We start from the raw sequence: 5,736 nt of genomic DNA on the forward strand, positions 1-5,736 counted from the left end.
ACGGACCGCCGCCCCAGTTGCTCCGCGCTGCGATCCGCTTGGCCGACCCCGTCGCGATCCGCTTGGCCGCCCCCGCTGTGAACAGCTTGGGTGACCCGACTGCGATCCATTACCCCGGCCCGTCACATTTTCCCGCCACGGCTTCAAGTCGTGCCGCTGGAGTAACTCGCGCACCGTCTCCATTCCCACCTGCGGCACGATTCCCCGTCCCACCACTTCACGCACCAGCAGGCTCAGCGTCCATCGGGCATGCCCCTGCGGCGGACTGCTGCACACCAGTGCCACCACTTGGGAGGCTTGCCCAGGAGTGAAGCGCCGCTGGCGTCCAGGCCGTGGCCTCTCCTGGAGTGCGGCATCGAAGCCTTCGCGCCGGTAGCGTCCCCGCACCTGACGTACCGTCCGCTCCGAGAGGCCCGCGGCTTCCGCGGCGGCCACGCCCGTCCAGCCTTCTCCCAGCAACTGCAGGGCGCGCGCTCGCTTCAAGACACGCACGGATTGACGGCCTCGACGCATCAGCGCGTCCAGCGCCTCCTTCTCCGCCTGCTTCAGCTTCACGCCAAGCTCCTGCATGTCGACCCTCCTATTGGGTCAACATGCAGGTGCGGCAGACTTCATCCGGGACGAGGACTAGTGCCTGGGACACCAGCGGGTCACCTCAGTGGAACCCCTGCGCGACAGGACTCGCGCCAGGAAACGTGATGCCAACCGCCATCGGGTCCCCATTCGTTGGGGTTTCACCACGGCCAAGGCCCGCGGCACCTTCTACTACAAGCCAGAGGACTTCACCCGGGGCGAGGACCATGCCGGAACGCGCGGAGACTACTCTCGCATCCCCTCACCAGAGCCCAAAGAACCGGCATCTCCTTTCTTCAAACCGCCCGGGCAGTTCGAGCTCACATCGTCTCCTCACGCAGGTCGTTTCGTGAATCCTTGTGCCTTCGCACCTGGCTACTGGCATAGACACATCACCCAGAGTGAACATTGCCTCCCCCCAAGCCCACGCGACCTGACCCGCGCCAAGTGATAGATTCCACGAGCATGACGCTTCCCGCCAACACGCCATCCCCCACGCCGACAACTCCGGCGGTTTTGGGTGATCAAGACCTCGACGTCTTGGCCGAAATGTTCTCGAGATGGGAACACCCCGCAGTACGCGATCCCACTCGCGCAGTGATTCTTGCAAACGGAGATCCCCAGGAGGCACGGGAGATTTTCGAACTGCTGAGGTGGCTAGTAGAGGGTGCTGAGGCGCCGCAAGCGCCCAAGGACTTCGAGCGGCTGGGTGAGCGCATGCTTGGCGCCATTCATGGCCTCATCCATACAACCGCAGGGCAACGTGCTCACTTCGAGGAACTCACCGAGCAACTCATCATGACGCTTGAGCCCTTCTGCATGAAGGTGCTCGCACTCCTGGAGTCCGTCACATTCAAGGGCATGGCGACCAAGAAAGGGGGGCTCGCGACCGCCATCGCAACACTACAGCAGCATAAGCGGATCCCCTACACTCTGAATCTGAAGCCCGAAGACTTCGAGCGTCCGGAGGGCTGGGATGCACGCAATTCCTACGAGAATGTCGTGCGTGACGTCCTACCCGCTCGTCTCGACAAAGCTCATCGGGCGACTGCCCCGAGCATGCACCTGTGGATGAGTGCGGTTGCGTTTCTGGCGGGGTGCGTGGACAAAAACTTCAAGGACCTCCGACAGTTGCGGAGCGCAACAATACGCCGTGCTCCGACGGCTCGAGAGAACCTCCCCGAAGGGCTCCCTGAGCCGAGGCGCATCACCTGGGATGTCGCCGAGCCGATGTCCACAAGGCGTGACGCTGCCGACAAGTGGTCCAACTTCATTGAACAGGATGCCCACGAAGGTGGCCGGGTCGTGGTGATGGAGGGCACCCCGGGCTGGGGAAAGTCGATGTTCCTGGCCCTTGCACTCGGGAACGTCAAGGCCCCCATGCATTTCACAGACCTGACAGACTGCCTCACTGCGCACGACATTGCCGCAGCACTCCTGTTTGGCCTACGTCTACCCGATGAAGAGCACGCAAAAATCGATCAGCGGCCTGTCACGGCTGTCCAGGTGCTCTCCAATTGGATAGGCCGACCGGCAATTGTCATCTTCGAAAGTCTTCAGCGCTCCGTTCAAGCGCGCGCACCCGCGGATCTCGGCAGATTCATCCGCAGGCTGATTGATCTAGGACACACTGTCGTTCTTGAGAGTTGGACGCAGCAGCTTGAATGCCTCGCTCAAATTCCGCAGGCACGGATTCGCGTGTGTGAGCGCGGAGAACTGCAGCGGTTGTCGTCCGAAGAGATTGGGCAATGGGCAACCAGGGTTATCAACCGACCGCTGACCGCCGAGGAGACGGATGCGCTCGAACTCTTCGAGGGGCACCCTCTTGCCGTTCGCAATGCCTTACAGATGCTCAAGCTACGCTACCCCGAACCGGCGGCTGGAGTGGAATCCGATCTCTTTGATGTCTGCCTGCAATGGCAGAATGTACTAAATGCGTTCGGCGCTCTGGTTTGGCAGACTCTTGGACGAGGGGCGTCAGACATCGCTTCGGGAACCGCCATCCTGGATGACACCCTTGCCGCGTGGTTCGCGGTGGTGCCCTGGGCGACTCCTCGGGTGGAGGATCTGGACATCGAACTGCGTCGGGCTGTCCATCGCCTGCAGGCCATAGGTCTAATCACGATTGAGCGGGAACGATGCAAGACCGAGGCGTGGGCTCGCCTCTTTGGACTCCGCCGCGTTCTCGACAACCCTCGGTGTGTCACGGAGCAGAGCAAGCTGTTGGCTTCTCTCGTCACGAGCATTCCCGAGGAAAGGATTGGACTGCAGCGACGTCATATCGCCAGCCTCGCAGTGACGAGCACACTCCTGCGTGAACCGCTGACTCAACTGCTGCCTGCGATTCCAGCCCCTCAGCCAGAGGATGAGGCAGTCTATGCCGAGGCCGAAGAACCGTACGAAGCACCTCCTGCCAAGGAGGTCATCGCCAACATGGACCTATCTCCAGGCGGCAGCCCATTGCCCGCAGACCTGCACTTCTGGGTCCTTGAAGGAGCGGGCCGCCTGGGAGACGTACGGACAGTACAGACCCATCTGAGTGCTCTGGTCACAACGCAGGGCACCAGTGCGCATGCGGCACTGCGAACCGACTGGCGGACGGTCAAGGCATTGCACCGTGCCATCGCACAACTCCCGACTACTCGCCGTGGCCGCTGGCTGCTGTATGAACAAGCTGTTTCCCTTCTTCCGCGCGATCTCACCTCAGCCAGTGTGCCCTACCGAGCATGGGTCGCACGGATGCTGACAGGGGCCACGGAAAGCGCCTTGGCTTCCGGCCGCAGCGCGGAAGCAAGGGATTGCATCCAACGCGCGCAGGATGCACACCGGCTGACCCGGCGCTCCTCCGTGGACGTGTACTCTCGCTACCTGCATGATGACACGACCTACCGCCTTGCGGCTGTGCACACGGAAGCAGCCTCAACGATGAATGAACTCGCGGTTGCTCACAGAGCAGCTCTTGACGCAATTCCTCCTCCTCACGAATGGTCTCCTGAACGTACGCTCTCGTGGGCAGCACGACAATTGCGCCACGCACGGGTCCTGTTGAGGTTAGGTTTTCGCGAACCACAGCTCTTAGCGTGTCTCGTTTCAGCGCTTCAGCATCAGCCCATTAGCACCCGTTGGTTGAAAACGATCTCGCACCTCTCCAAGCATCTCGATTCTCATGAGGAGATCGTCAACGAGCTCAATGCTCTGGCACAGCAACGTCTGCAGGAGCTTCCCGCAGGCGCCACCAGAGAGGGGCTCCGCGCATTGGCACAGCTCTTCCAAGAATCCGAGCAAGGCGCCTCTCATGCCTTGACCTGGGCCAAGGAACTCGTCCAACGGCTGAACACCTGCGATCTGGAAGAAATTGCGGTGCTTGAGTCATGCATTGAGCTCCTGTTACGGGAGGCGGAGACCACCACGGCAATCACCGAGGATGCGAATGGGCTGGCTGAGCTGATACTCACGTCAGCCCCTACGCTGTTGACGGTATTTGGAGACGATGAAACCGTGCACCACCTGCACGCGCTCTGCATTCAATTCGTTGCACGCAGGATACTTTGGCACCGTCCTAGACCCCACGAGCAGAACACCAGCTTGAGTGCGGACCAACAGATCCGGCAACTCCTGGCGGCCGAGCGTCGCATTGACGGTTTGTACAATGCCAACGTCATCCTTCCCAACGCCAGCCAGTGGCTATGGGATGAGTGGGCTGAGTGGAAGATCGAGGTTCGGCGTCGCATCTACGCCGCTGAGAGGGCCCGCCCCAAACCGGATCTAGAAGGCAAGGATCACACGCACGCACTCAACAACTTCATCAATAAATGTGCCGCAAGCATTCCGGATTACCCAGCGAGTCATGCGGTGGCGGTACGGATTCATCGCTATCTGTGGAATTGGCCCGCGATGCGAGCACGACTGCGCGCACTGGTGGAGGCGCCTACCAACTTCTTAGAACGGGCGCGCATCATCGAGTTGGCTTCGGATGGCCTCTCGGGAATCTACTTCAGCCCACCTCTACTCCGCGATATCGAGGAACCCCTCACCCCAGATGAAAAGAAGCTCCTCGAACTGATTCTTGCCGAAAGAATCATGATGAGTGACACAGAAGGGATGCGCACATGGGCCGAGCGCAACCGACTGCTGCTCGATCGGATGGCCGATACCGCTTTCTGGTCCGAGATTATCGAGTCTGCCCGTCACCTGCTCGGGCGTCCGGACGAGTACTGGCAACGCATCGTTACTCATGTACAGACGCCAATCGCGACCCACCAGAGTTATCGGCTAGCGGAAGACCTGACGGATCCGCGGGTCCTCACGATGGTCAGCAGACTGTGTCGATTCGGTGCTGGAGAACTCTCCCTGCCAGTCAATGTTCGTCGCGACCTGGCTGAGCTCGCACTTGTCGCATCTCTTGATGAGGCAGCTTGGATCCGATCCCTCACAGGGCATCCACCAATGCTTGCCAAATTCATCGTAGGGACGTGCATCGGCCTCGGGCTGGTCGCATCCGGCGATGGGACACTTTTTGGCACCAAGAAATCGCCTGAAGTCGATCGTCAAGGACGCCATCGCACATGGATGGAGTTGATGGAGAAAGAACTCAATGCAGCCTACTCCGGCGCAGCCGGACGGTTCCGCACGCATTGCCGCGAAGTTTGGGGGCGTCTGCGAGAACTCACAGGAGGCAAGCCTTTGCTGGAACGGCACTGACTCGAACTGTGACCCAATCTTTTTTCCTACCAACTCCAACAGGGTATTCAACGCGAACCCAGGCGACTAACCAGAGCTGGTCTCAAAATTGATTGAGCAGGTATGAGTGCGCAGGCCGGACTGCGGATCGACATTGAAGAGATGGGCATGTTTGAAGCTGCCTAGTGAACCTGACCAATGAACAGTGGAGCCTGACTGAGCCGCAGCTCCCCGCGCTGAGGATGATGCGAGAGGCCCTCTCTGCCAAGGTGAGTGAGACAGTCCGTACCCAGCAGTTTAGTGTGCAGGGCGACCCAGGCAGGGACGATGAATCCGGTGGTGGAAGAGGCTCGGGCCAGGGAGACCGAGGTGGTGGAGAAGGCCAGGCGACGAGGTTTCACCGCGGAGTACAAGCTGCGGGTGCTGGCGGAGGCAGAGCGCTGCACGAAGCCCGGTGAAGTCGGGGCGCTACTGCGCCGCGAA

General features: G+C 60.6%; 2 protein-coding genes. One reads left to right on the forward strand and one right to left on the reverse strand.

Annotated features, from left to right (window positions below):
- On the reverse strand, nucleotides 1-570 hold a 570-nt coding region (locus D7X55_RS34665; protein WP_147470326.1), incomplete at its 3' end, for a helix-turn-helix domain-containing protein.
- 468 nt (nucleotides 571-1,038) lie between these two features.
- On the opposite strand from D7X55_RS34665, the gene D7X55_RS43045 reads away from it, so the two are divergent.
- A complete protein-coding gene (locus D7X55_RS43045; RefSeq protein ID WP_147470327.1) occupies nucleotides 1,039-5,274 on the forward strand; it encodes a hypothetical protein in 4,236 nt (1,411 codons plus the stop codon).
- Nucleotides 5,275-5,736 lie beyond the last annotated feature (462 nt).

The organism is Corallococcus sp. AB049A, assembly GCF_003668885.1.
Taxonomy (GTDB): Bacteria; Myxococcota; Myxococcia; order Myxococcales; family Myxococcaceae; genus Corallococcus; species Corallococcus interemptor.

What these genes read in the sequence shown, in the direction of transcription:
- D7X55_RS43045 (WP_147470327.1), top strand. Translation starts at nt 1,039, where the DNA reads ATGACGCTTCCCGCCAACACGCCATCCCCCACGCCGACAACTCCGGCG.